Raw genomic sequence first — 24,499 nt, 5'->3', positions numbered from 1 at the left:
TCGGGGTTAAATGGTGTGTGATGAGGGGCAGGTTGCGGCGACAGCGGCAGTTGACCGGGCCGTGGTCGATGTTATTTCTCCGCCGTCAGGTCACGGTGGCGGTCAAGGGGATTCGCGGGTCGGGGTTGCCGCCTTCAGCGCCGTGATCTTTTCGCGGAGGCGCTGAATTTCAGCCTCGCGGTCCCTCACAGCGGTTTCATGTCGCCCGGCCTGGGCCTCCCTTGGCTCACAACTTTATGTGAAGGTCTGCCAAGCGCGGGCCTTCACACTAGACCCCCAGCATGTGGTCCGGGTGCAGGGCGTCCGTGGTGACTTTGACCAGCCTGCGCACAGCCTCATGCGAAGTCAACACAGTTGCAGCACCAAGGGCATGAAGACAGAAAGCCGCCAACTCATCCGGGGCAACGTCGGTGCGGAACACTGCTGCGTCGGCCCCCTGTTCAATGAGCTCCGCCAGGAAATCCTTTAGGTGTTGCTGGGCCCGCCCTACGTGTCCTCCCTGATGCAGGCGTTCCGCCCCGGCATCGTCGTGGCCTGAACGGGACAGGAAAGCATAGGTGTGGAGAACGGCTTCGAGCTGCTGGCGGGCGCCGGCGGCCTGTTCCTTTATACGAAGGAGTTCCTCCAGATGGGTCTGGATCTGGCGTTCATGCCAAGACAGGAGGATGGACTCGACATCCGGGAAGTACTTGTAAAGGGTGGCCCTGCCGATACCGGCTTCCTGAGCGATAGCTGACATAGTCACACCCAACGCGCCATGGCCGGCAAAGAGACGCGCAGCGGCGTCAAGAACAGCACGGCGTACAGCATCCCTATGCGCCTCAATCGTGTCATTCCAAAGCCTGGGCATACCCAAATGCTACAACCCGACGCACAATAGACATAGTGACGCAGTTCAATACATACTGTTTTACAAAACCATTTTGAAGGATCACCATGACGAACCCCGGCCAGCGCCCCGCTGACAGCAGAGAAACCTCACGGCACAAGACGCCTCTATGGGTAAAGGCGTTCTTTGTCGCTGCCGCCGTCCTGGCGGTCGCCTTTGCGGTCATTCACCTTAGTGGCGGAATGGTCATGAACCACACGCCATGAAACGGATGCCCCCAGGCGTGCGGAAAGTGGCCCTGACCGTCCACATCATCTCCTCCGTGGGGTGGCTAGGCGCCATCGCCGCGTTCCTGGTCATGGCCATCGCCGGGCTCACCTCCTCTGATGCTCAGCTGGCCCGCACAGCGTACGTGGGCATGAACCTGGTGGGTTGGATGATCATCTTCCCGCTATGCCTGGCCTCTTTGATCTCCGGAGTCATCCAAGGTCTCGGCACCGTGTGGGGACTGTTCCGGCACTACTGGGTGCTAATCAAGCTTGTCATCACCGCCTTGGCCACGGCCCTGTTACTGGTACATCTGCAACCGGTCACCACAATGGCCGAAATTTCCCTTGCGACAGACTTGGGTCCGTCTGCCATGAGTGGGATGAGGATTCAACTCGTCGCCGACGCCGGCGCAGCGATACTGGCGCTGCTGGTCACAACCGTCCTGTCTGTCTACAAACCCCGCGGACTCACCCGGCACGGACAGAGAGTCCTCGCCGAACAGCAGGTTCAGACCCGGTCGGTCAAAGGCGCAAGGGCCTAAGCAACGTTGATCGGGGCGTGTTAATCGGCTGTGGTGTCGTGCTGTGCTCCTGCTTTCGCTCGCGTTCGGTTTTCCGCTGCGCCCCTGGGCCGAGGGTCCCAGGGGGCAGTGACTCCCGCATTCAACTCCGCCGTATGGCGGTTCAGGGTCTGCAACACGGGGAAGATGTGGAGGTCGAGGACCAGCGGCGCCCGGATCGGAGCATCACGAATTTCCACTAGGAACGGGTGACTATGTCAACCCTTCTTGGCCCCGCCAGGACGGTTATATCTGGCCCCACCGGTCTTTTTAGCTAGTTGACTGTTGGGCGATGGCGGGCGAGTCCCAAGTCAGGCAGAGAGGTTACCCTTCGCGGTTCCATTCCCCCGGTGGCCAGGGTGTGAATGGTGGCGGAGTTGATGTTCGGGTGGATATCGAATCGAAGTCCCCGAGTCACCCGTCCCGGGGAAAGTTCGCTGCTTTCAGGCGGCGGATGGAGGAGTGCCGGTCCCTGTCGTCGCACTCGGCCAGCAGCAGTTCGGTTAGGAAGCCTTGGTACTGTTCCTTCCCTACTGTGGCGAGGGCTTCCTACATTGGGCGAATGGCCAAATGGTCAAAGGAAGATCCATTGACATCTCTTGCTGGCGCTTGCAGAATCAGGGCACGTCTTCGTGCACTCCCGAATAGCCGCCAGATCGAGGCTATTGGGAGGCCTTCGATGGGACCGATTTTCCGTTTGGGGGCTGGATTTTCGAAGCACAAGACACCTTCTCGCGGTGGTTGGTCTTCTGACGCATGGTCATGATCACACTGGGGAAGGGCTGTTGTGATGAATAAGGTCTCTCAACGAGCAAGAATGATGTCATTATCGATGTCACTCGCTTTTGTTTTCAGTACATATCTGATGCCTGCATCGGCGGCTCCTCTTGATTCCGCTACCGATTTCGCGACCCTTGCTGCGCGTGCGGCCGCCGAAACAGATGGGGTGAATGCGTTTCCGGGATCTGTTCCCGGGGCGCCCACGTGCTCTGCCAGCAATTTGGGATATCAGCTGTGCGTCGGACAGGTTCCGCCGAGCCTCGCTCCCCCAGCCGCTCAACTATCGACTTCGTCGAGCACGGGCTCAGTTTTGCCACTTCCAAGCTGGTGCACTCAGGCTCCAGTTGGGACGCGTCTTTCTTCCCGCGTCCAGTCTTGCGAGATCGACGCAGTGTACGTGTCGAAAATCCAGTACGACAGTAACGGCAATGGCCAGGAAGTCGGCCGGGCCTACGTGAACTACTACAACTGGCAGTACACAGCCTTTGATATTCCGACAATCGCCCACCAATTCGGTTTCAGCGTCTACCAAATTCAAGGTGATGTCAGCGGGATGACCCTGTCAGGCACCGGAGCCTGCAATGGCAGCTGCGTCACCCAAACCCTGGCATCGATACCCGATGCGCCGATCGTTTTGGGCCAATGGCAGGAAGCAGCCGGCGGGTATGGCCCTACCGACACCAAGACGGGTTCCGTCTACTACTTATCGACGAACTCGACGCTGAGCGCCACCCTCAACGGCGTAACCTCATCGACCAGCGCGTCTGATTTCTCGGTCTGCTGCGACAACGCTGCCGGCGGGAGCAGTCCGAAACCAGGGTGCGCCATATGGTTCGTCCCAGGGGTCGTGGAGTACTCGCGGACAAAGCTTCCGACCTTCACAACCCATGTCAGTCAATCACTGGCTTCCGGCCTTCACGGAGGCAACGTTTATGATCCGGTCCACCGCACGACCGATGCAACCAGAGTTGCGGCGAACAGGTCCGCCGCGTGCGGCAATCCTCCGTCCGTGCCCAGTCTCTCCTGTGATGAATACCCCTTCGCTTCCACCTACGAAGGAGCAGCGTCCGGGGGCACGGCTCGATCGTTCCCGAACTGCCTGTTCCTTGACCCGCCGGCCACGGGCTCCGTTGGTTACAGCAGATGCATGATCTCAGCAACTGAGAACCTCTCGGCAGGTGCCACGTTGGGGAATGTGTACACCGGCCAGCGCGTCCTGGACGGCGACCCACTGTTCGTGTCGATCATAAACTAGAAGATGCACGAATCGATGTGCGCTGTTCCCGTCACCTATCACCTGTTTTACCTGATTGACTTCCAAGACGAAACCGTTCCTGCACCGAAGGACCTCGAGGAAAGCAACGGGCTCATCTGCCCACTCCGTTCAGGGGCAGTGGTCATCACCGGAACAGACACCGGCAAGGTCACGGTAAGCGTCGATCTCCATGACGCCGAACCGGAGCTGTCGATGGACGGCTGGGACGAAGGTGCTGACGTATCCGTCCACGCCCCCCATGGGAAGTTGAACGTCGACGCCGTTGGGTACGAGTTCCCGGGCCTCCCGGAGCTGAGCACCCAGGGCCCAGGCTGGTATCGCATACGGTGCCTAGCCCGGAACCGGCTTGCGGAACTCAACAGCATCGGGTCCGACCCCCGAAGCGAGGAGTACCTGATCGTATGTTGGCCAGCCCCGCCGGCACCAGAACGAGTGCATGCAATTCAGTGGCATATAAGCGGCAGACCGTACGCGGGAAGCTGATTCCCGATGTTGCGAGAGAGCATTGTCCGGTCCGCGAGGTGAATCCCCCGGGCTGGATGCGGGGTCAGGAATGTTAGCGTTCCGGTCCCCCCGGTATTTACGCCGTTGCGCACGTCCACCGCGGTGCTTTAGCCCACATCCCCGGGTATCTGAAGTTCCCCCGTCTTCGGGTGATGCACTCCGTACGGCCAGGTAGCCGTTGCCCAGGGCAATAAGGGTTCGGGATGCCCTTCACGCCAGCGTCAGAGCCTTCGTAGATGGGTTGCCATGGATCGCCAAGCGCGAGTTCCAGGTCCAATTCACCGACATCGTTGAGGACGGTGCCGGCTCTGGCAGCTTCAAGCCCTCGACGGGTCCCCCAGCGGTCAATCGCCACCACAAGCCCGAATCCGCACCGGTGGGCTGCCTGCAGTCCGGGGACCGAGTCTCAATAACCACCGCGCCGACGGCGTTACTCCCAGCTGGAATGCAGCGGCCAGGAAGACGTTAGGAGCGGATTTTTCCCGCAGCCCCAGGCTGTTCTCCACTCCCCTGGAGGCCAAAAACCTGAGTACTCCCTCCTCCCGGGGGACGCTGTCAACGTAAGTCCGGTAGCCAGTTCTGGAAAAGGGGGACCTGCCGGCCAGTGTCCGGTATCCGGGAGTCCTGCAGAATCATTCAAAAGCCTCTTTCCAGGCGGCCTGATGGACCAGTGCTGTGTTGGTCACCTCCCCCTCCAGACCGAAAATGACGGCAGCGAAGGGATGCCTCACGGCTGCTGCGGCGGGCGAGACGGCCACATCACAGTGCTACCAGCGGGACGGTCACCGCGGACAGTGCCGTTTGGCCTGTCTGCCCAGCCGCTGCTCGGCAACGGCGATGATGGGCAGGTTTTCAGATACGTGCTTTCATATCTGGGACTTATGCCCCTGTCGGCTTGGTCGCCCCCTCGGCCATTCTTGAGGAGATTTATCGTCCAGCACCGTCAAACGAGGAGAAACAGTGAAGGCCATTGTCTACGGCGGACCCGGGAAAAAGACCTGGACTGACGTGCCGAATCCATCGATCCGCAATCCCAGTGATGCGATCGTCAAGGTCGACACCACCACCATCTGCGGGACAGACCTGCACATCCTCAAAGGCGACGTTCCAGCCGTACAGGAAGGGAGGATTCTGGGCCACGAAGGCGTGGGAACCATTACCGAGGTGGGCTCTTGGGACTGCTGAAGGTTTAGTTGACAGCTGTGGTTGATAATTTCTTACGCGGCTGAGGCCGCGTTTTTTATTGTCTCAAACTCGATGGGTGTCAGCCGCCCGAGGGCGCGTTGACGGCGTTTGCGGTGGTAGCTGCGCTCGATCCAGGTCGTGATGGCCAGCCGGAGCTCGGCCCGGGTCTCCCATCGTTTCCGGTTCAGGACGTTCTTTTGAAGCAGGGAGAAGAACGATTCCATCGCCGCGTTGTCACCGCAGGCCCCGACCCGGCCCATCGATCCGCTCAGCCCATAGGTGTTCAGGGCCAGGACGAACTTTCTGGATCTGAACTGGGACCCTCTGTCCGAGTGGACCACCGTGCCCGCCGGTTTCCTGAGGGCCACGGCGTGGTCCAGGGCGGCGACGGCCAGGGACGCTTTCATCCGCCCGTCCATCGAGTATCCGACGATCCGGTTTGAGTGAAGGTCCTTGATCGCGCACAGGTACAGCTTGCCCTCCCCGGTGTGGTGCTCGGTGATGTCCGTGAGCCATTTCCGGTTCGGTGCCGTGGCGCTGAAGTCCCGTTCGACGAGGTCATCGTGGACCGGAGGGCCGGCCTTGAGCCCTGAGCGGCGCCGCCGGTGGATCACCGAGAGGATGCCGTTCTCCGAGCACAACCGCCAGATCCGGCGTTCGCTGGCGGCCGGGCCGGGACCGGCGTTGATCTCATCGGCGATGAACCGGTATCCGAAGGCAGGATCGTCGCGGTGGTGGTCGATGGCCGCGTTGATCAAGTGGGCTTCTTCCCAGTCCCGGGCGGGGACGGGATTGGCGGCCCACTGGTAGTAGGCCTGTCTGGAGAAATTCAGTACCCGGCAGGACACTGCCACGGGAACCCTGATCGGGGCGTCCCTGGCAGCCAGCTCGCGGACCAGCGGGTACATCATTTTTTTGGATTGATGTCCCGGGACAGATAGGCCACGGCACGGCGCATGACTTCGGCTTCCTGTTCCAGGAGCCGGATGCGTTTGTTGGCCTCCCGCAGCTTCGCGGCGTCATCGGACACCGCCCCGGACTTCACGCCATCTTCTCTATCGGCGATCTTCATCCAGCGGTGCAGGGCAGCGGGCGAGACACCGAAGTCCTTGGCGATCTGGGTGATGGGTGCTTCGCCCTTGCGGGCAACCGCGACGACATCGCGGCGGAACTCTTCGGGAAAGGCTTTGGGCATGATGAACATCCTTCCACCCGCGAGGATCAAATCCTCACAGGCAAAGTGTCAATCAAACCTTCAGCAGTCCCCGTCGCACAGAAAAAGCTGCCGGCAGAAAAGTTCGCGACCCACCATTTCCGGTTCGACGAGTTCATGGATGCCTATGACACTTTCGGCCGTGCAGCAGAGACAAACGCCCTGAAAGTAGTGATTTCCGGGTAGTCATAACGTGGTTTGGAAGTGGACCCGACAACAGGGCGAGTGAAGAAGTGACCAGCGGTTGACGGGCCAACAAAGTACGTAGTTGGAAAGCCGCCGGTTGGGTCGGCCGTGGTGATGAAGCAAGACGACGCAGCGGAGGCTCCTGAACGCATGCCAAGGGTCTATGGACCGTGCGGTTAGACGTCGGCCGTGCGACGCCCGTGATGGACGACGCTGTCATCTGAAGAGTACCTCGAGGTGACGATGGCAACGGCGGCCACGAGTACCGGAGTCCCCAAGCCGGCCGGCAGGTAGGAGTGCACCGAATTACGGCACACCCCAGCCTGAGGTCGGCGCCCCACCCGGGTCCTGTCACAAGAGAGTCCATTTCATTCTTTCCTGACAAGGTCACGAGTGGGTCATGGAACTCAACCTGACACGTGGGGGCGAAGACCCTGGGGGTCGATGCAGACGTCCGGAAGGTCGGGTCGAGGCCCAGGGCTGATGGAGTTCAGGACCATCTGAAGACTGGAGACTGCGGTGAGATCGCTTAGCCTGCCGGCCTTCATCGCCACGTCGAGGTCCGCGCTCACCGCTCGCATGTCGCCCACGGCGAACCCGGGAAGCATCTCGGCCGGGTTCGGGCAGGCGCTGCTTCCGTGCGCATGTTGGCCGTAAGTCGGCCATCGCTCGGATGCCTCACGCATACACGGTTACGGACGAAGGCCCGGAGGAATGCGAATAACAGCATGAGCGTCGATCCTTGCATTATCAGGCAGAACGGTGCGAACACCACATTAACACCAGGGTCGGACTTCTGACTTGTTTAGGCGCATGGATCTGCCAGGAGACAGCAGCCGGGGCATGGACGGAAAATGAGCGGCTATGGAACCAAATTCTGAGGTTTCCGCGGTCCCTGCCCAGGGGAAGAGTGGGCCTACAGGCTGCGTGACGATGCGCCGTCCGAGCGGGTGCACATCGTGGCGGTGCACCAGGAGGGTCGAAGATTCCGGGTCGACTTCCGCCACATGCACGGCCATCCACCGGGCAGGGAAGATAACGTCCCTCGCTCGCGGCTCAAGGTGCCGTGGGAAGACGTAGTCGCGTACGACACCTCGATGGATGGCTGGCGGCGGCTCAAGGCAGAGTCCATCGACGACCATGAGGCGTCGGCCCTGTGGACGGCCCTTGAGCTGGTTATACCTTCGGAGGTCGCTGAGCTATCTGTCGCTTCAAGCGACGATTCATCGACGGTCCACGATCACGTTGCCTTCGAAACGCTCACCGGACAGACCGTGGCCGCCTTCCAAGCCCGATTTTCCTGGCTGGTTCACGACGGCGAGGTTCCTGTCGCCGCGTGCGGCGCTGGCTGTAGTGGAGCTGGCCTGCCGCAGGAACCCGGCCCCGGTCCTGGACCTCGTCATGGCCGAGGAAGCAGTGGCACGGGAAAAGTCCAAGCAGGGCGGAACAATTGAAAACTGGGAAACCCGGGAACCGGTAACGACTTCAGCCGAGTTTGAATACGACTATTACCTGCGCCGCCAAAAGCCCGTTCATGAGATCCTCCGCCAATGGTGTGGTTATGGCTCGGTGACGGCTCATGAACGGCTCTTGGCTGCAGAAGCGGAAGTCAATCGTCTCGAAGTGCTCCTGACCTGGGCGGTGGACCACATCCGCAGGACTGACAAGAGTGCCGCAGAAATGATCGAGAGGGACACGAGACGGACCGTATCACCCCTTACACCATCCGCTCGGTTCCCCAACGTCCGCTGAAACCTAACGAAATCCCGCGGATCGAAGTCCCCACCTGCCGCGGCTGGTACCGCAGACACTTACTCAGCCGCCAAAAGTTAGGTCCTAGGGCAACCAAAAAGACCAGCGGCTAGCATGGCCGCTGGCCCGAGTTGCTTTGCTTGCAAAGTAGCCCAGGTCTTTGCGTAGATGTTGCCGATGGGGTGGGCCGGGGTTGCGGCTATGCCCTGCAGTATGGCACGGCAAGAACCGCGCTTCCTTTGGTCCAATCGCTGTTCGCGCCCAGCAACTGTAAGGTTGACGACTGAAGGTCCCGCCGGTCCCCCATCGGCGGGACCTTCACTATCACGAGCGCGTTCAGCCGCTGATGGTTTGACCGCTCAGGGGTCCCCGTCCCCGGGAAGATGTCCTGCTGTGCCGCTACAAGGCGGCCGTCTTCGGCAGCCGCGCTCATGATTTGTCCGGCGAGAGGGAACAAAGCGCCACCTCACAAGCTGAGCGAATGCTCTCAATAACGCCGAGGCCGGGTACGACGTCGGCCGATTTTGCCCACGTGCAAGAATGAAACCATGTGGACTGAAACGAGCGGCGTCATCGGTGTTGGTTACGAAGGGAAGGACATCTCGTCGTTCCTTGAGGAACTGACTGCATGGAAAATCGGGACGGTCGTGGACGTTCGATTGAACCCTATCTCACGGAAAAAGGGCTTCTCAAAGAGGGCATTGACCGAAGCGCTGGCCGAGGCCGGCGTCGGCTACAGCCACATGCCGGCGTTAGGGAATCCGAAGGACAACCGTGAAGGATTTTGGGCTCCGGGCACGGCGGCTGCAAAGGTTGCGGGCGAACGTTTCGAGTCTCTTCTTGACAGTGAAGCAGCTGCTGAAAAGATCATTGAGCTTACCGACCTTGCCGCGCGGCAGCGTGTGGCCGTGCTGTGCTTTGAGGCCAGCGAGTTGTGCTGCCACCGCAAATACGTTCTCGCTCGAGCAAAGGAACGCTTGGCTACCCTGGTGGGTCGCTAACGGGCCGCGGCTGCGTAAACGCCCAAGACACCGAACGCCTGGGGTCTTTTCAGCTGGTTGCCCAGGAAAAATACCGGGCCGCGGGCCGGAGCGCACAGCTGATCCAGGAATTTCTTCTGAATTGCCGCTTTGGCGGCTGCGTCGGTGTCCCCCGTGTGCCGCCGCTGAAGTTCGGTGAATTCCCAATCCAGCAGCCCCTGCCGGTGTCCTTTGCAGCCCTTCCCAGCGCAGCGGTAGCGATAATGACCTTCAAACCTCGGCGGGGACAGGATCGACCTGTCCGTCTTGGGTCCAAAGAGTGTGTCTTGGTTCAGATGGGCTTCCATCTTCGCTTGTTGTTCCGGGGTCCACCCGTCGAAAAGTCGCAACTCCAGCTTGTCGATGTCCGCCGGCACTACGGCAGCCAGGGATGGCCCGGCCGATCCGTTCAAAGCGCGGGAGTTGAGTTCGCAGGTGTTGAACGCACCGATAAGCGGGTCAACGTGGGGGTGCCGTGGCTTCCACGGCTCAAGGTGGGAGTCGATGGTCAAGGAATCAAGGATAGGGGTGTAGCTCTCGGGTCGTCGGTCTTTGGCCGCTGGTGTGAGCTTTAGCTTCACGATGTCGTACTTCTTGAATTTCGCGTCAGCCTGGAGATAGCGGAAAGGGATCGGGTAAAGACGGATCCATTCCGGGCCACCTTCCGTGAGTCTAAGACCTGCAACACAAACAGTGTCACCATGGTTAGCCGAGGGCTGTGGAGCGGCCTTGACCGTAATCAGCACTTTCGCCTCCGTGATACCCGCTCCGAGTTCCTTTTCATACTCAGGCCGGCCGTTGGCGAACAGCCCTTCCCCGAACATCATTTCAGCTGCCCCCAAAAAAATAACCCTCAGTCATGCGACTATCGGGAATACACCCCCCGCTCCCCGCGGTCGGCGCTACTGTGCCTTGGCGTTGCATGGGCCAAGGGCTCACTCGTAGTGATCATATACAGGATCCGCCGGCCGACCTTGAAGATGGCTCCTAACGAGCCGTGCCAGAATGTGGTCTCTGCCATCGAACCCCGGCTCCACAGCCATCGATTCAGCTGAATTTTCCCGAGGGAAGCCCGCCAGCACCTTTCTCGGTGAACCGGCGCCCAAGACCACGACGCTTACCGCCGCGATGCTGCAAGTGTTATGGCTGCATCGGCATCGGCAGGCAGCCTTTTACAGACGAAATTCCCTGCATGGCTCTGAATTAATCGCTCTTCCCCCGGCAGATTCGCGTATATCTCGAGCGCGGCGTTGTCGTGGGCCCTGAACCGGGAGCGATCGGAGTCAGTCTGTATCAGATACGTAACCCCACATTCGCATTCCCTTAGGAATGCGTAGAAACTTCCCCTCATCGCTTCCCTGAGCAAGGCCGCCGGATAGGAGACGACGTGCTTCTTACACATCGCGGGGACCGTAACCTGGTCCTCCACGAGAATGCTCTGCGCCACATCAACCGCTGGACGCCATGGATGTAACTCCAAAGGTTCGACCGTAGATCTGATCATCTTCCCGTCGGCGAAACTGAGGAACGATTCTTCAGTGCAGGGTTGTCCGCCCGGCCATTGCAGCGCCGCGCTGCTTGGCCAAAGTTGCGGCATCTGCAGCTCGGTCGTCACATCCACTTCCAAAGCCGGCGACGTGAAACGAAGCCCCTGAATGACAAGCTGACCGAGCACGATTGTGAAAGCATACCCTTGCGGTACATCTGGTTCCGGGCTCCACGGCACGCGCATGACCAGCGGTGTCACCCGAACGCCGGAAAAACCATCTGTCCCTGCGTAGTTGCCGACCCAAATCCGGCTGGCATCAAGGGGCTGCATCCGTTCCCGCTGTTCGTACAAAGCGGTGTACTCGGATGGCGCCAGGCCGTATCCCTCATCGCGCTGCTTCTCACTGGATAGGAGCATCGCCGTGAGGGCGGTCTTCTGCGCCCACATGGCTATCACTGCCTGGTCTTCGACCGCAATTGTTCCAGGCTTACCGAGGATAAATGGCGTGAGGACACGCTGGGCGGTCTTTTCCAGCTGGCTCATCCACCCGTTGTTGCAGGGTGCACAGAAGTTCTTCACCTGCAGCCGATAAGGAGGCTGCTCCCCCATGTCCCGAGGCAAACCATTCAACGCACCCGCGTGGTGGCGGGCGGGTGTTAGCGGCCATGAAAAACTGCCCATAGGCGGCCACGAAAGTGCCCACTGACGGCCAGTAAAACTGCCCGATGGTGGCCATGAGATCTGCCCACTTCTTTTACTGAACCGACCGCGCCTTAAGCGGCGGGAGCCTCTCCCTGGGGTTTGATGACGGTGTCTAAGCGCACCAAGCGAACCAGGAAGAGGCCCTGTATGAAGTCTGACGGAGAAATCATGGAAATTCTTGCTGCCTACGATCTGACCGGATCGTTGCGCGCCACCGCGGAGCTCACGGGCTGCTCGCACCACACCGTTGCCAAACACGTCGCCGCCCGGGACGCCGGCCGGCCGATCGGGGAACCAACGGCCCGGGGCCGGGTCACCGACCCGTACCTGCCTAAGATCGAAGAATGGGTGGAGGCCTCCAAGGGCCGGATCCGGGCCGATAAGGCCCACGCAAAGCTCCTCGCGCTGGGCTATACGGGTTCGGAACGCTCCACCCGACGGGCGATCGCTCAGGTCAAGGCGGCATGGCGGCTGGGTCACACCCGCGTCCACCGGCCCTGGATCACCGAACCGGGCATGTGGCTGCAGTACGACTTCGGCGACGGGCCACGGATCGGCGGGGTGAAGACCATCCTTTTCGTGGCGTGGCTGGCGTTCTCCCGCTTCCGCATCGTGATCCCGCTCAAAGACCGGACGGCGCCGAGCGTCTTCGCGGCCCTGGACCGGTGCTTCCGAATCCTCGGCGGAGCACCAACGTATGTACTCACGGACAACGAGAAGACCGTCACCACCGCCCATGTTGCCGGGGTCCCGGTGCGGAACCAGCAGACCCTGGACTTCGCCCGGCACTACGGGGTGACCGTGCTGACCTGCCAGCCCGCGGACCCGGCAACCAAAGGCGGAGTCGAAGCGTCCGTGAAACTCGCCAAGGCCGACCTCGTGCCCAAAGACACCAATCTCCGCGACGAATACGCCACGTTCGCCGAAGTCGAGGCCGCCTGCCAGGCGTTCATGGACGAGGTCAATCACCGTGAGCACCGGACGACGCGGCGGAAGCCCGCGGCCATGCTCGCCGAGGAAGCCCCGCGGTTGCACCGGATCCCGGATACTGCTCACACGGTCGCGTTCGGTCTGGCCCGCATGGTTCCGGAGAACACCCCGATGGTCACCTTCGAAAACGCCCAGTACTCTGTCCCGGCCCACCTGCTCGGGGCCCGGGTGTTCGTCCGAACCCACGGGACCGGGCCCGGCGAGCAGGTCATCATCGTCCACCACGGCGCCGGTGGTCCGGTCGAAGTCGCCCGCCACGACCGGGCCCGGCCCGGCAGCCCCGCCATCAACGACGAACACTTCCCCGGAACCCGGACCAGGGTCCCCGGCGATTACGAGGTCAGGGCCCGCAGCGCGGACGAGGCCGCGTTCCTGGCCATCGGCGAAGGCGCCAGAACCTGGCTGATCGAGGCCGCCGCGGCCGGAACGGCACGGATGAACGTGAAAATGGCCGAAGCCGTCACGCTGGCCAAAATCGCCGGCACCAACCAGGTCGACCGCGCCCTCGGCGACGCCGCCCTGCATGGCCGGTTCGCGCACCAGGACCTCGCCTCGATCCTGAACGCCAACATCCGCCGCACCACCACTCACGCGGCCAACGAAGCGAGCTCGCTGACCCAGGGAACAGGTGCGTGGGCCGCGATCGGTAACCCCGCTCTGAACACCGCAACCAACACCACGACCAAGATCACCCCGGAGGAGGCCCGATGAGCCCCGTCACCACGCCCAACACCGCCGCCCCTCCGCTACCGGCAGACCTGGAAACGTTGATGCGGTCCCTGAAAATGCCCCATGCCCGGGCGCTGGCACCGGACCTGATCGCGACCGCCCGCGCCCAGCGCTGGGAACCGGCCGAGGTCATCAGAGCCCTCTTCACCGAGGAAGCCGCTGGCCGGGCCCGGTCCATGCTCGCTTCCCGCCGCAAAGCAGCTGGGTTCCCGACCGGAAAAACCTTCGAGGCGTGGGACCAGGCAGCGTCCTCCATCCCCGCCCCGACCCAGCAAGCCCTCCGGACCTTGGAATGGATCAGCCGGCGGGAAAACCTGGTCGTCTGCGGGCCCTCGGGGACGGGGAAGACGTTCTTCCTCGAAGCCCTCGGCCAGCAGGCCGTCGAAGCCGGGATGCGGGTCGCGTGGTTCAGGCTCGAGGACCTCGGTGTCCTTATCCGCGCCCACCGCACCGATGACAGTGTCACCCGGGCCGTCGCCCGGATCCTCCGCGCCGAACTCGTGGTCATCGACGACATTGGCCTGCTGCCCGTGGCCACCGACGCCGCCGAAGGCCTCTACCGGGTCGTGGACGCCGCCTACGAAAAACGGTCCGTCGCGATCAGCTCCAACCTCCACCCCGCCGGGTTCGACGAGCTCATGCCCAAAACCCTCGCCACCGCCACCGTTGACCGGCTGCTGCACCACGCCCACGTCTGCCAAACCAGCGGCGATTCCATCCGCCTCACCCAAGCCCTCGCCGGAAAAGGAGTCACCCGACTGAACTGACCAACCCAACGATGGCCAATCCCGCCGAACCAATCAGTGGGCAGATCTATTGGCCATAACCGGGCAGTTTTACTGGCCACCAGTGGGCACTTTTAGTGGCCGTCCGTGGGCAGAAACAACTGGCCATTGACAGAAGTGCAGCAAGACTACGCCCGCCGGTTTCCGCCGCCTGAGTAGGTCGCAGGCCGAAGGTTCGCGGTTCCGCCGGCCTTGTCTCTTGGCTCCGACGTAACTGTCCGAAGCCCGGCGTATGGTTCTCACCATGACAAGCAACGGCGACGGTTCGGACTTTGGCGGAATCCAGGAGGCGATCCTTCAGAAAGAGGAGGCCATGAACAGCTGGTGCTCGTCCAGTGGCGAGAACATCGGCTCGATGATCGAGTTCCCCGGCACGGATGAGTAGCACATCGTGTGCCCTACGTGCGGTACCCGCTGGGCCGGAGGGAGCACCGTCCTCAACGACCACAACATTCCGGGTTCCCGATGAGTCCCCCTTCAATGGCAGGGAGATCTCGAGCGCGTGAGATGGCGAAGTGATGGGCACAGCATCTCACCGACCTTGTTCAGCGGCTTTCGAGGGACACGAACATGCCAGCTGGTTACCGCGACGCCCCTGACGGACGAGGACAAGCGCAAGGTCGAATCACCGTCGCTGGTCCCCGTGCGAGTCTCTAACTGCCAGGTCAAGAGGACTAGCTACTCTTGACCCTCAGATTCAGCCCCATCTTCGAGATCACCGGCCGCGATGCGCTCAGCGGTGCGCTGGTAGGCCTGGGCGATGTAGTCTTCGACATCCTGGCGGCCAATGCGCCACATGCCCCGGCCACCGACCTGAAAAGCACGCAACTCCCCCGTCCTGATGAGGCCTTGAACGAGGCTTTGCTTCACGTTCAATTCGTCGGCGACCTGGGCCAAGGTCAGAAAACGGGGCTGGTTTGCTTCATCAGACACCCGGCCATCATATGTGCTATCTCGCTGCGGGCATTCCCAGCCAAAGGAAGATGGAAAAGGATACGGATAAGGATGCCATGCCGTAACTGTCTGCATCAGAAAACAGTGTCTGACGCGTCTCTTAGTATTTGACCATGACTTTCACCTACACCTCGGCCGAATTGACCGCTATTGCCGCCAGTATTCCAACCGAGGCCGCCGAGGCAGGTCTGTTGTTTCTTCCGGGGGCGAAGTTCGAAGGTGAAAATTACGTCGCGCTGGACGGAAAACAACTTTCTGCCACCGAAGTGGTGCCTGTCGCTGCCCGGGTAGGAGCGGCATTTGTCAGTGTCAGTGCAGTGCCTTTTGATCTGAATGGGATTGTGGCCGAGCTGGTCGGTGATGACGAGGACCTGCCTGACGCAGTGAAGCAGGTTGTTGCCCGCGCCCAACCGCACGATGGTTCCACGGAGGGTGTCTCGATAACATGGGTCGCCCAGGGCCTTGCCTATGTTTGGCACGTGCAAACGGAATGGACTGACTCTTTCCTGAGCGAGTTGTACGAGGCGCAGTCGGAGTCCGAGGCCGGTGAAGACGCCGAGCATCAGGAAAGCCTGGAGAGGGAACGCCGGTATATTGCCGACGCGGCAGCAGCCCTGTTTGATTCTCCGGAGTACCGTGCCGAGTCCCGAAACAAGCGTGGCGTTCTCGCTCCGCGCATTCTCGCCGATGCAGGCCTCGGCGAAGCACATCCCGCCCTTTTGAGCGCATATGTTTTTCCCCTGGCAAACCGAAGGATCGCCGAAAAAGTGTATGAGTACGAACAAGACTTTGGGGGTCGGTAGAAGGAACTGGCGCTTGAACTGATCTCATACCCCGAATGGTTGAAGGAGACCGCGAAGGTCAGACGCAAGACTGCTGCGATCAAATTCCTGACTCGTAAAGCCGATGGTTACCGTCTAAGCACTGACTTGGCGGAGGAGATCAGTGATATAGCCGCCTTGATTCCACGCAATATGGTGCGGCTGCATCGCTGAACAGCTGAAATTCGACATCAGCGCTCAATGCCCGGGGCCTACAAAGGAGAGTGCCCCCCCGATTGCAGGACCACCCTTGAGCCGGCGGCTACCGCAACGTGGAGCGTCCGGGAGATAGGGCGTTCACTCGCTCGATAAACTGATAGCCTTAATTCATGGCCCAGAAAACAGTAGTAATTCTTTCCGACGACATTGATGGTTCGGAAGCCAATGAAACCATCACCTTCGGCCTTGACGGGTCGGAATACGAAATTGACCTGAATGAGGCCCACGCCAGCGAGCTGCGTTCAGCCTTGGAACGCTTTGCCCATGCCGGACGCAGAATATCCGGCGGCCGTCGACGCCCGACGGAACGCAAATCCGGGGGTTCCGGGGTGGATACCAAAGCAGTTCGGATGTGGGCTCTGGATAACGGGCTCAAGGTGAACACCCGCGGCCGTATCCAGCAGGAGATTCTCGAAAAGTACCAGGCAGCGCACTAAGCAATAGTCAGTACCAGCCGAATATGGGGGCCCTCGGCTGGTACTGACTACTTCCAACCGTAAACTGCCTCGCCGGATTAGCCGATATAGGAAATCAGGCAGGAATTACATGGTGTTCCTGTAGTTAATCAATTTGGCCTATGGAATCGGACTACACTAGTAGTCCATGTTGTCTATCTGCGCTTGATGGTAGTCGTGGTATTGCAGGAAGCTGTCGAAGCTCTTTTCCGCTTTCGCCACGGCAAACAGTGACCTGAACTCGTCGTCGTATCGGACGGCCAGCCCTGAGTCAATCCACTGCATGGCCTCCGGCAGCACGACGGTCAACCAGGATTCGATGTCATCGAAAAGGGCAAAGACGCCGGCGATATCGGACTCATTGGCACCGATGAACGAGACGTGCGGGCTGTCCCGGACCCGTGTCAGTCCGACTGGCACGGCTGCTCCCACGCCAGGAGTGTGCAACCAGAGCGTCGCCCCATGGCCTTTTTCGAAGCCGCCGTGAGAGTACGGGTTCCTCCACCTCTCAACGACCTCGCTAAGCCGGCTTCGGAACTCAAGCGCCTCGGCCGTCTTGCCGAGCACCCGATCCCACTTATCGCCCCAGCGCGCGCCGATGAGATCGGTGAGGTTGTCGACTTCCGGATCGAAACCGGCGAAAGGGAGCGCCAGAACGAGATCATGCTCGAGGAGGCTGAGAAATGCCGAAATAGCGGCGATCATGTCGTGGAACGAGTTGAGCTGCATCTGGATCTTGCCGCTCTTGAATGAGCTCCACTGGCCGCCGCCATTGCTCTCCCCGGTCCGGAGCTCGTCTTCGATGTGCGCAGGTTTCTCGGCCCGCTCCCGGAAGTACTCATAAGCGCGCCGGAGGGCGTGGTGCTGGTTGAGGACAGTGGCATCGCCTTTGCCGAGAATGTCCGGTGCCGCGTCCAGAATCAAGCGCTCCACAGTCCTGGTGGTTCCACGGAGCTTTTTGACGATCCGCTCGTAGGTCTTCCGCGCCTCTTCTGCAGCCCGGTCGGTTCGGAGGTACAGGCGGACGCCGAACTTCTTATGGGCGAGCGTGCAGGGTTCGTCCTGGAACGTAAAATTCACCCACCACGCGACCTTCTCGCCGGGGCCTCCGGACTTCAGTCCGGTCAGGGTGAGGGCATATCTGAGCAGCACCGGAACCCGAGCATCACCAGGCATGAGGCTGAATTTGTGTAAGGCGTGCTGCCAGCGCGGGTCATCGGGTTGCTCAGGGGCTGGGCCAAAGTCCCGTAGTGCTGTTCGTTTCAGACGCTCGCCTGCCTGGGCATCGCCGGGTAGCCCATTCATGGCGTAATCTGTCGGGCGGTCAACTGATCCTCGGCACTTTCCCATTGCCGTCGCATATGTGGTTCCCTGAATCTTCTCGCTACGGCCCGGAGCTACGTGGCTGCTACTAGGGACGTATGTCGTCGAGTGCTATGGCTCCGGGGGATTTGCTCCAAATATAGCTGGGCAGTGTCGGTAACCGGTTAGCGGCGCTTCTCGACCAGCCGGTACGGATCGGCGAAGGCAGCCAGGGTGTTTTGGAGCAGGGGCATGTTGTCAAGCATGTCAACTGGCCGGTGGCTGGCCGTAGGGGGCACCGGGCTGACCATCCAGGCCGCGAACACGAATGGGAATGGGAGTATGGTCCTATGCCTAATGATCACGTGAGCTCCATCGGCTCGGGCTCCACGCGCTCAACGCTGAGCACCGACGCCATCCCCCTCGGTGAGCGCGCCCTGCGGGGCATCCTCGACCACGTGGTCGCTGTCGGCGACGAGGCAGAGACGACGTACCTCGAGGTCAAGAGCCCTATCGACCTGAGCAGCAAGGCTAGCGTCGCCAAGGTCGCGAAGTTCCTCCTGGGCGCGGCCAATAGGCGTCCGCACGAGGCTGCCAGGCACTTCCGGGGATACGCTGTGATGGTAATCGGCGCGCAGAGGGATAGCGCTCCGGGCGTGCCCCGCGGTACCGAGGCCCATGAGCTCGAGGATCGGCTCCGTCCCTACCTCGGGCCGCAGTTCCCAGCCTTCGAGTTCGGGAGGATCGGCGTAAACGCCGAGAACGAGGTGCTGTTCGTCATCGCCCAACCGCCCCAAGAAGGGCAGACGATCTTCCCATGCCACAAGAGCTTCCAGGGAGACGACCGTCGCGACAGCCTCGAGGACGGAGCGATCTACGTGCGCGGCACGAGCAACACGAGGCCTGCCCGCTCCGGAGAAGTCCTGACCCTCGTCGAACGCGCCCGCGGCGGCGGGAAGCCGCCGATCGAACTCGAGGTCGGCGTGCTCGGCCCCATCTGTAGGGTCGACCGCGTGGAAGAGGTCCTGGGAAGCCTCCGCGATTACGAAGAGGAGCAGTTCAGGAAGGAGCCCGAACTCGCGGAGGACGCCTTCGCGTCGACCTCGATCCGTCTGGCGTCGAGCGTCTTCGGCGGCACGGCGCACCTGACAGCAGAGGACCGCGAAGAGGCGCTGGCCAAGTGGCGGAACGGGAAGACCGAGCACGTCGCGAGAGGTCGCGAACACTTTATGGGCGTCGGTTTGTCGGGCGCAGGGATCCGCGTGGTCAGCCGCGACAGGTTCGTCTCGAAGCCGCATCTCATCGTGACCTTCCACGGCTGCGAGCTGGTCGATCACCTTGATCCGGACGACGCCGACTACGAAAAGGCTGTCGAACCCGTGCTGCGATCGACGGATCCTCTCCGGCCCGCTTTAGACTATTCCACGCTCCGGCCTCTCAAACGCGACCACCCCGTGACTTGGAGCAATCGCGGCGAGGACGCCGAAGTCGTGCTCACTCCGGAGTCGTTTCGTCCGAACGTGCCGTGGATGAGCGACCAGGACGACTATGTGATCGTCGCAAGTGACCCTCAGGCTAGCTCAGTCATGGTCTCGTGGGTCCTCACCGAGGACAGCAACGATGCCGTGACGAGCGGCGAGTTGCGGGTGCCAACCGGAGAGCTCATCGACGCGGCTAACCTGTTCAAAACAGTGTTCCTGAAGGAGGAATGAACGGGCCCGGGCATCATCCGCGTCAGCGCGTAGCCGTGCCCCTCACTTAGTATTGACGCATGGACGGCGTACGTAACGAAGCTCAGGCTGCTTATAAAGCTGCAGTCGCCAAAGCCATCGCGCTCCGACCGATCCCGCAGGAGGCGATCCGCTGTGGTGCCGCTGCTGCGGCGGCCCTTGCGATCCGACGCGACCAAGAGCGCAGGGCCCCTCTTGAGCGAGACCAGGACCGGCGCTGACGGGATGCGGTCCCTAGTCGAAGGCCGCCAGAGAAGAATGTAGCCCCGGGAGTGCGAGAGGTCAAGCTCGAACGGTGCGGTAAGCGCGTCCCTCCTCGCCGTGGCCGTTCGTGCACCAGTACTCACCCACGGCAGCGGACGCTTGAGTAATCGCGTCAGTCCAGCTGCGAGCGTCCGGAAAGTCGTCTTTGCCGCGCGTGAAGACCTCGTGAATACAGCCACACTCCAGCTGGACGCGCCATCGGTGAAAGTCCTTGACCTTCGGCAATAAGATCGGCCAGAAGACGTAGCGACGATTCAGCTCCTCGATGTTCCTCTCAAACCCTTGCAGCGCCAGCGTCGGTGGTTGAGCGCGACCGGGCAGCCAAGTGAGTAGCCCGCCCGGCGAGGAGAGACCACCATCACGGCGGTCCCCGCCATCACGTCACCTCTGCATGCTCGTCCATATAGGCATGGAAGATCGCGTTGGGGTTTCGCAGGGGTCGGCGTACCGGAATCGGGTCTCATCGACCACAATCCCAAAGTTCGAGGGCTAAGGTGAGCACCCAGCTCCTAGGTTAGCAGTCACACCAGTAACTGCAGGGAGGTGGGTTTCTAACCAGGATCTTCCTTGTATGCTGAACAGGCCTCGGGCCGAAGGCGCTGCGTTTAGCCGACGTGCGCAGTCAACGCGGCAGCAGATCAAAATAGGCCGCGCCGGGATTCCAGCTAACAGGATGTAACAGTGTGCCCACCGCCGGGTTGAGAGCACTCCACATCATGCCGTCGCCCGCGTAGATGCCGACGTGGCCCCAGTTGTCAGGTCCCTGAGGATTTTGAACAACAAGGTCTCCTGGTTGCGGATCCTCAGTCCGGACACCAACGCGCCACTGTTCTACTCTCGGCAGCTCGATGCCGGCTTGCCTGTAGATCCACTGCACATAGCCAGAGCAGTCCCAGGCCTTGAACGCAGTGCCGCCCCATACATAGCGCCCACCCAAGCCTTCCTGCGTGAACTTCAGAATGTCCTGACGCAGCTGGCTCAAGTGCCGGGAACATGCCCCGGGCCGCAGCGCGGGAGCGGAATCCGTGCAAGAGGCAGGAGCAGTGCCACCCTCAAGCGCAGCCACGATTGCCGTGGCCGCCCGCTCCCAACGCGCATACAGTTCAGGAAAAGCAGACACCTGTACGGCTTGGGCCGCCAGACCTTTGTCCATTCCCTGCCAACCGGGAATGTCCAGAAGTCCTCGAGGGCTGCCGCGGTTCGGCCCCGACGGCCCACCGTAGAAGGCACGCGCGTTATAAGAGGCGTCCATTAGCTGCTCGACCGTCCCCCAGCCTGCCGCCGGACGTTGTTGTGCTGAACCGATCGAGTCGTGGTCACGTCCAACGCCGTCGTTCGGGAACTGCACTGAAGCAGGCACGCTGGGGTTCGCGAGCATGCGCAGGCTTGACTCCTGCAGCGCCATCATGATGGCGATGATCTGGCCGGAGCGCGGTATTCCAAGCTGCTGGCCTACCGCTATGTATGTTCGTGCAACGCTCTTCTGCCGAGGCGTCAGCTCGTAGACCAAGCTCCCAGCGTTGCGAACCTCCAAGGCAGTATCAGCCATGCCAGGCGCAGTGGCCACCTCGCTTCCCGCTGGCCTACAGACAACTGCGGATTTGCGCCCCGTACCAGTTAGCGCCGCCACGCCTCCGGCAAATGCCATGGCGCCAACAAGCAGGGCGAGGAAAGCGGCCGCCGATACAACCTTCATCAGTGCCCGGCGCCGCATGAGGCCTGCAACGGCCACCAGTGCAGCCACTAGTAGACGATTCTCTCTGCGGTTGCGTAGAAGCCCACCAGGGCGCAGCGCCCAGTTGGAGCGGTGGTGGCAGGAGGACAGTTGACCATCACCGTGACGGGTGCGGCATAGGCACTTCTGCCGCTGCTGGACTCGTCCACAACTTGCACCGTCACCGTGCACACGTGAAGGCCCTCCCACGGGGCCGGATACTCCTGCACTTTGGCCAACTCGAGATCGCAGCGCAGTGACTCAGCGGTCCCGCTTCGGCGAGCGGACTGGGCTGCCAAGGTGGTGAACGTCCCCGCTGTCACGCCTGTCCCCTCAAACTCTCGAACCAGCACTGATAAGGGATTGGATCCATCAGGCAGCAACTCCCACCAGGACCGCAGCTTGGCATATACATCCGAGTACGACGACGAACGGCTGTCCCAGCTATAGATTCCCTTTGCTGCCGCTACAGAGAGCGCCCGGTAATCGCGGGTACGTGGCAAACGATCCGGCGTCGCCTCCGCCGTAATGACCGGCTCGTCAGGAACACCGGACGTACTGCCTGGTGCAGTGGCAGTGCCTGATGGCTTCGTCGTTGAAGGTGCGGTTGCGGACACGGTTGGCGGGACCGGTCTACTGGGACTATCGGCAGGCCAAAGCAGGAAGAGTGCACTAATCATGAGCAGGGCAACCAGCCCTGCCGCCAGCCACTCCCGGCGGCCAACCCTACGGAACCAATTCATAGCCAACTCCCGTGCATGGCAACCATGTTTTAGAGAGCCGGTCTGTTCACTTTGTGCTGAAGCACGCGCCAAGCTGCCTGGTATAGCTGCCGGGCGAATCCGATGTTCACGGCGATGTATCGCTCGGTGACGCCGAGCTCACAGGCCAGAGCTGCTATCTGAACGGACCTATCCAGTCCTCGCAGGCCCGGACGGACTATGGTTTCCGCGACGCTCCGGAGGACGTTTGTGGGAAGGCAGTTGGCAGCGCAGCGGCAGAGATCCTCGACGCCTAATCCGGGGGCGGGGTGGCAGTTCAATGCCGTGTTGATTGTTTTGGCCGTGTGCCGAACGACGGTTACGGCATGCCAACGACGCCGGTCTTCGGGAGACGGCGGTCCGTAATGTCTCGGCCCCGTGAGGCTGGATACGGCAAGCGTCCAGGTATCCTCACTGACGCTGCGCTGGACTAGGCCCAACATGGCGTGTGCCCAGGCCTGATCGACGTAGTTCTCGACGTCGTCTCCTGCCGCGCCAGCATGGATGACAGCAAGAAGCTCCAGTGAGCTTTCCGTCGTGAAGTCGACAAGCAACGGCAACGTCTGATGGCTAAGTTCGCGCCGCATATAGGCAGCGCAGATCTTGTTGCAGACACCTTGGACCCACGCTTCAAATGGGATACCGGGCAGCTCCCGGTAGCGCCCGCGCGCAACTCCGTCCCAAACGGCGACCCGGATGTCCTGCATGACGTCGTCCACATCGCAGGATCGGCCGATCCTCGTGAGCCGAGAAACGACGTAGCGGTGCACCCCATCAACCGCGATCATGATCCGGTCGATCTGGATGACGGGTTCTCCCGGCGGCGGTGCGCTTCGCAATGAGACGTCAACGTCAGGGGACGTCTCTGATCCCTTTGTAAATTGATACGCCTTGGCTTCAATTTCCATGGCTTCACCGCTTTGACTGTTCAGATCGAGTAGTTCGCAGAGTCGCGCAAAGGGCCACCCCAGTTAGTGGATACGTAGATCCAACAACGATCAGAAGAAGCTACAGGAATTATTGTCGAAGATAACTAAAGTATCGTCAAGTGTGCTGTTCTTACTTTTTGCGCTGCCATCGGGAAGAATGACCGTATGCCGAGAATTACGCAGCCTCACGACGCCGCCTGGTCGGCCGACGTCGAGGCTGCCGTCTCAACCTTCGGCAACCGGGCGCGAAACGAAATTCTTCGATTCCTCACGGCCACGGGGCCTGCGACGCGCGGAGACATCGTCGCTGCTGTCAGCGCGGGCGATCCCAGCGTGGCCAAGCACCTGGCGGCGCTGGAAGAGGCAGGTGTGGTGATGGTCGACGTCGAGCCTGGACGTAGACACGGTCGGTCACCGCGGTATTCGGCGAACCCTGTCCGGATCAAGGAACTGCTCGACGCTCACCTTAAGTACTTGCTGGAACGGTAGGCGCAGCGCGTTGAGGAAATGAGCCCGACGTTTAGTCTGCGCGCTCCGGCGCCTCATCCGCGTCCAACCCCGGACTGGCCTCGGCCCTCTCCCCTTCTGGCCGGCGGCTGATGTCCTTGTTCAGGTACTCCGTGATCGCCCGAAGTGTCTCTGGCGACACGTCACCAAGGGTCCGAGCCGCGAACGCCTTCACCCTCGCAGCCCGGAGAGATTTCACAAACTCAAGCTGGGAATCGATGCGCTCGGGCAAATCTGTTGGGTCACTGCCCAGCAGGTAAGCCGGATCCACATTGAAGATGTCGCACAAGGCTCCCAGTAGCGCCGGGTCGCTTACCAGCCTGCCTGTGCCGTCCTTCATATAGAACCAACGGGCTCTGGAAAGCTTAATGCCCTTCTCCGCCAGCTTTTGCTGGACTTCACGGAACGTGACGGGTTGCCCTCGCTCGGCAACAACAACATCGAGCAGCAGGTTCAAGCGGCGTGCAAGTTCGGCTTGTGGAGACAGTTCCGCGCCTTTGAGACCTTCTTCGTCTCCAGACACGGTTCACCTCCCAGACCTGACTTGACTACCGTCAGCGAGTCACTAGTTGTTG

General features: G+C 61.3%; 23 protein-coding genes and 2 pseudogenes. 14 read left to right on the top strand and 11 right to left on the bottom strand.

From position 1 onward, the window contains the following. Positions 1-268: 268 nt before the first annotated feature. Positions 269-739, bottom strand: coding sequence for a TetR/AcrR family transcriptional regulator (locus LFT44_RS08305; RefSeq protein ID WP_236802151.1), 471 nt, complete (start codon positions 737-739; stop codon positions 269-271). A 352-nt stretch (positions 740-1,091) separates the two neighbouring features. Between LFT44_RS08305 and LFT44_RS08300 the strand changes: the two genes are divergently transcribed. The 4 genes and pseudogenes from LFT44_RS08300 to LFT44_RS08280 form a co-directional block, all read left to right on the top strand. Continuing rightward, a complete protein-coding gene (locus LFT44_RS08300) occupies positions 1,092-1,640 on the top strand; it encodes a DUF2269 domain-containing protein (protein ID WP_236802150.1) in 549 nt (182 codons plus the stop codon). Between the two features lie 1,195 nt (positions 1,641-2,835). After that, on the top strand, positions 2,836-3,693 hold the full coding sequence (locus LFT44_RS08290; protein WP_236802149.1) for a NucA/NucB deoxyribonuclease domain-containing protein: 858 nt from the start codon (positions 2,836-2,838) through the stop codon (positions 3,691-3,693). Positions 3,694-3,696: 3 nt separating this feature from the next. Then, positions 3,697-4,197, top strand: coding sequence for a hypothetical protein (locus LFT44_RS08285; protein ID WP_236802148.1), 501 nt, complete (start codon positions 3,697-3,699; stop codon positions 4,195-4,197). A 981-nt stretch (positions 4,198-5,178) separates the two neighbouring features. Further along, positions 5,179-5,391: pseudogene (locus LFT44_RS08280) on the top strand (alcohol dehydrogenase catalytic domain-containing protein); the annotation flags it as partial. Between the two features lie 44 nt (positions 5,392-5,435). Here LFT44_RS08280 and LFT44_RS08275 read toward each other — a convergent pair. Then, positions 5,436-6,598, bottom strand: a protein-coding gene (locus tag LFT44_RS08275; protein ID WP_236800145.1) for an IS3 family transposase whose coding sequence is annotated in 2 segments (ribosomal slippage) — positions 5,436-6,317 and positions 6,320-6,598 — 1,161 coding nt in all. Because the reading frame shifts where the segments join, the coding sequence is not laid out codon by codon here. 72 nt (positions 6,599-6,670) lie between these two features. Here LFT44_RS08275 and LFT44_RS08270 point away from each other — a divergent pair. Next, a pseudogene (locus tag LFT44_RS08270) lies at positions 6,671-6,802 on the top strand (alcohol dehydrogenase); the annotation flags it as partial. 1,223 nt (positions 6,803-8,025) lie between these two features. Here the strand turns inward: LFT44_RS08270 and LFT44_RS08265 are convergent. Then, positions 8,026-8,205, bottom strand: a complete 180-nt coding sequence (locus LFT44_RS08265; protein ID WP_236802147.1) for a hypothetical protein — start codon at positions 8,203-8,205, stop codon at positions 8,026-8,028. Here LFT44_RS08265 and LFT44_RS08260 point away from each other — a divergent pair. Continuing rightward, complete coding sequence (locus LFT44_RS08260) at positions 8,204-8,554, top strand: hypothetical protein (protein ID WP_236802146.1); 351 nt, start codon at positions 8,204-8,206, stop codon at positions 8,552-8,554. The two genes, LFT44_RS08265 and LFT44_RS08260, sit on opposite strands and share 2 nt — an antisense overlap. A 548-nt stretch (positions 8,555-9,102) precedes the next feature. Further along, positions 9,103-9,555 carry a DUF488 domain-containing protein gene (locus tag LFT44_RS08255; protein ID WP_236802145.1) on the top strand — a complete coding sequence of 151 codons (453 nt, stop codon included), beginning with the start codon at positions 9,103-9,105 and terminating at the stop codon, positions 9,553-9,555. On the opposite strand, the gene LFT44_RS08250 is transcribed toward LFT44_RS08255, so the two are convergent. Further along, a complete protein-coding gene (locus LFT44_RS08250) occupies positions 9,552-10,319 on the bottom strand; it encodes a hypothetical protein (protein ID WP_236802144.1) in 768 nt (255 codons plus the stop codon). The two genes, LFT44_RS08255 and LFT44_RS08250, sit on opposite strands and share 4 nt — an antisense overlap. A 371-nt stretch (positions 10,320-10,690) precedes the next feature. Continuing rightward, positions 10,691-11,605, bottom strand: coding sequence for a hypothetical protein (locus tag LFT44_RS08245; protein WP_236802143.1), 915 nt, complete (start codon positions 11,603-11,605; stop codon positions 10,691-10,693). Positions 11,606-11,911: 306 nt separating this feature from the next. Here LFT44_RS08245 and istA point away from each other — a divergent pair, with 306 nt between their 5' ends. From istA to LFT44_RS08230, 3 genes are all read left to right on the top strand, one after another. Beyond that, positions 11,912-13,465: an IS21 family transposase gene (istA, locus tag LFT44_RS08240; protein WP_236801303.1), complete on the top strand. Its 1,554-nt coding sequence runs from the start codon at positions 11,912-11,914 to the stop codon at positions 13,463-13,465. After that, a complete protein-coding gene (istB, locus tag LFT44_RS08235; RefSeq protein WP_236801304.1) occupies positions 13,462-14,250 on the top strand; it encodes an IS21-like element helper ATPase IstB in 789 nt (262 codons plus the stop codon). The genes istA and istB overlap by 4 nt, the downstream gene beginning before the upstream one ends. Before the next feature lie 262 nt (positions 14,251-14,512). Beyond that, a complete protein-coding gene (locus LFT44_RS08230) occupies positions 14,513-14,653 on the top strand; it encodes a hypothetical protein (protein WP_236802142.1) in 141 nt (46 codons plus the stop codon). A 293-nt stretch (positions 14,654-14,946) separates the two neighbouring features. Here LFT44_RS08230 and LFT44_RS08225 read toward each other — a convergent pair whose 3' ends face one another. Beyond that, positions 14,947-15,201, bottom strand: coding sequence for a helix-turn-helix domain-containing protein (locus tag LFT44_RS08225; RefSeq protein WP_236802141.1), 255 nt, complete (start codon positions 15,199-15,201; stop codon positions 14,947-14,949). 134 nt (positions 15,202-15,335) lie between these two features. On the opposite strand from LFT44_RS08225, the gene LFT44_RS08220 reads away from it, so the two are divergent. Beyond that, on the top strand, positions 15,336-16,025 hold the full coding sequence (locus LFT44_RS08220; protein ID WP_236802140.1) for a hypothetical protein: 690 nt from the start codon (positions 15,336-15,338) through the stop codon (positions 16,023-16,025). 347 nt (positions 16,026-16,372) lie between these two features. Next, complete coding sequence (locus LFT44_RS08215) at positions 16,373-16,699, top strand: histone-like nucleoid-structuring protein Lsr2 (protein WP_236802139.1); 327 nt, start codon at positions 16,373-16,375, stop codon at positions 16,697-16,699. A 156-nt stretch (positions 16,700-16,855) separates the two neighbouring features. On the opposite strand, the gene LFT44_RS08210 is transcribed toward LFT44_RS08215, so the two are convergent. Next, entirely contained in the window at positions 16,856-18,022 is a 1,167-nt protein-coding gene (locus LFT44_RS08210; RefSeq protein ID WP_236802138.1) for a hypothetical protein, read from the bottom strand. Between the two features lie 362 nt (positions 18,023-18,384). Between LFT44_RS08210 and LFT44_RS08205 the strand changes: the two genes are divergently transcribed. Further along, the gene (locus LFT44_RS08205; RefSeq protein WP_236802137.1) at positions 18,385-19,731 is read left to right on the top strand and encodes a hypothetical protein; all 1,347 of its coding nucleotides are present in this window, start codon (positions 18,385-18,387) and stop codon (positions 19,729-19,731) included. Between the two features lie 904 nt (positions 19,732-20,635). Here the strand turns inward: LFT44_RS08205 and LFT44_RS08200 are convergent. From LFT44_RS08200 to LFT44_RS08190, 3 genes are all read right to left on the bottom strand, one after another. Further along, positions 20,636-21,523, bottom strand: a complete 888-nt coding sequence (locus tag LFT44_RS08200; RefSeq protein WP_236802136.1) for a C40 family peptidase — start codon at positions 21,521-21,523, stop codon at positions 20,636-20,638. Between the two features lie 233 nt (positions 21,524-21,756). Further along, positions 21,757-22,050: a hypothetical protein gene (locus LFT44_RS08195; protein ID WP_156400247.1), complete on the bottom strand. Its 294-nt coding sequence runs from the start codon at positions 22,048-22,050 to the stop codon at positions 21,757-21,759. Positions 22,051-22,499: 449 nt separating this feature from the next. After that, a complete protein-coding gene (locus tag LFT44_RS08190) occupies positions 22,500-23,396 on the bottom strand; it encodes a sigma factor (protein ID WP_236802135.1) in 897 nt (298 codons plus the stop codon). A gap of 186 nt (positions 23,397-23,582) precedes the next feature. On the opposite strand from LFT44_RS08190, the gene LFT44_RS08185 reads away from it, so the two are divergent. Continuing rightward, the gene (locus LFT44_RS08185) at positions 23,583-23,906 is read left to right on the top strand and encodes an ArsR/SmtB family transcription factor (RefSeq protein WP_056393697.1); all 324 of its coding nucleotides are present in this window, start codon (positions 23,583-23,585) and stop codon (positions 23,904-23,906) included. A 31-nt stretch (positions 23,907-23,937) separates the two neighbouring features. Here LFT44_RS08185 and LFT44_RS08180 read toward each other — a convergent pair whose 3' ends face one another. Next, complete coding sequence (locus LFT44_RS08180; protein ID WP_235509882.1) at positions 23,938-24,447, bottom strand: hypothetical protein; 510 nt, start codon at positions 24,445-24,447, stop codon at positions 23,938-23,940. Between the last annotated feature and the right edge of the window lie 52 nt (positions 24,448-24,499).

The sequence above is a fragment of the Arthrobacter sp. FW306-05-C genome (assembly GCF_021801725.1).
GTDB lineage: Bacteria > Actinomycetota > Actinomycetes > Actinomycetales > Micrococcaceae > Arthrobacter.
This window is presented reverse-complemented; position numbering and strand designations above follow the sequence as displayed.

Coding starts and splice junctions, on each gene's coding strand:
- LFT44_RS08305 (WP_236802151.1), bottom strand. CDS start 739: ATGTCAGCTATCGCTCAGGAAGCCGGTATCGGCAGGGCCACCCTTTAC.
- LFT44_RS08230 (WP_236802142.1), top strand. CDS start 14,513: ATGACAAGCAACGGCGACGGTTCGGACTTTGGCGGAATCCAGGAGGCG.
- LFT44_RS08215 (WP_236802139.1), top strand. CDS start 16,373: ATGGCCCAGAAAACAGTAGTAATTCTTTCCGACGACATTGATGGTTCG.
- LFT44_RS08255 (WP_236802145.1), top strand. CDS start 9,103: ATGTGGACTGAAACGAGCGGCGTCATCGGTGTTGGTTACGAAGGGAAG.
- LFT44_RS08185 (WP_056393697.1), top strand. CDS start 23,583: ATGCCGAGAATTACGCAGCCTCACGACGCCGCCTGGTCGGCCGACGTC.
- LFT44_RS08245 (WP_236802143.1), bottom strand. CDS start 11,605: ATGAGCCAGCTGGAAAAGACCGCCCAGCGTGTCCTCACGCCATTTATC.
- LFT44_RS08300 (WP_236802150.1), top strand. CDS start 1,092: ATGAAACGGATGCCCCCAGGCGTGCGGAAAGTGGCCCTGACCGTCCAC.
- LFT44_RS08210 (WP_236802138.1), bottom strand. CDS start 18,022: ATGAATGGGCTACCCGGCGATGCCCAGGCAGGCGAGCGTCTGAAACGA.
- LFT44_RS08285 (WP_236802148.1), top strand. CDS start 3,697: ATGCACGAATCGATGTGCGCTGTTCCCGTCACCTATCACCTGTTTTAC.
- LFT44_RS08190 (WP_236802135.1), bottom strand. CDS start 23,396: ATGGAAATTGAAGCCAAGGCGTATCAATTTACAAAGGGATCAGAGACG.
- LFT44_RS08220 (WP_236802140.1), top strand. CDS start 15,336: ATGACTTTCACCTACACCTCGGCCGAATTGACCGCTATTGCCGCCAGT.
- istA (WP_236801303.1), top strand. CDS start 11,912: ATGAAGTCTGACGGAGAAATCATGGAAATTCTTGCTGCCTACGATCTG.
- LFT44_RS08260 (WP_236802146.1), top strand. CDS start 8,204: ATGGCCGAGGAAGCAGTGGCACGGGAAAAGTCCAAGCAGGGCGGAACA.
- LFT44_RS08265 (WP_236802147.1), bottom strand. CDS start 8,205: ATGACGAGGTCCAGGACCGGGGCCGGGTTCCTGCGGCAGGCCAGCTCC.
- istB (WP_236801304.1), top strand. CDS start 13,462: ATGAGCCCCGTCACCACGCCCAACACCGCCGCCCCTCCGCTACCGGCA.